Raw genomic sequence first — 580 nt, forward strand, 5'->3', positions numbered from 1 at the left:
TCTATAATGCACATCCATCGGCGGTGATGCAGATAGAAACTTGTTGAAAAACAGTTACTTGAGATTAGATTGGTTGCTTTAAGTGATGAATTTGATGGTAAGTTGGTTTGAGAGATAAGTTTTAAAAATATCGAAATTACCTGTTGACTTTTAAGAGATTAAGAGTAATATAGCCGACCTAGCTTGCTGGTGACGAACCAGGAAGAAGATCATTAAGAGAATTGAAGAACAACTTGTGTGGATTTTTACTGGTTGATTAATCGAAATAATTTTCATTGATTGATTGGTTTAAATTACTCGAAGTTTATTTGAGCGAAATTTAAGTCAGTAATTGATGAGCCAGAATTGGTACCTTGTCTTTAAATAAGGTACAAAATGATTTTAACTGAAGAGTTTGATCATGGCTCAGATTGAACGCTGGCGGCAGGCTTAACACATGCAAGTCGAGCGGAGAGAGGTAGCTTGCTACTGATCTTAGCGGCGGACGGGTGAGTAATGCTTAGGAATCTGCCTATTAGTGGGGGACAACATTTCGAAAGGAATGCTAATACCGCATACGTCCTACGGGAGAAAGCAGGGG

1 rRNA gene is annotated in these 580 nt (G+C 38.6%); it reads left to right on the forward strand.

From position 1 onward, the window contains the following. Positions 1 to 382 precede the first annotated feature (382 nt). Positions 383 to 580: ribosomal RNA gene (locus J655_RS0104985) — 16S ribosomal RNA — on the forward strand; the annotation flags it as partial.

This window comes from Acinetobacter sp. 1294243, from assembly GCF_000588015.1.
Lineage (GTDB): Bacteria > Pseudomonadota > Gammaproteobacteria > Pseudomonadales > Moraxellaceae > Acinetobacter > Acinetobacter pittii.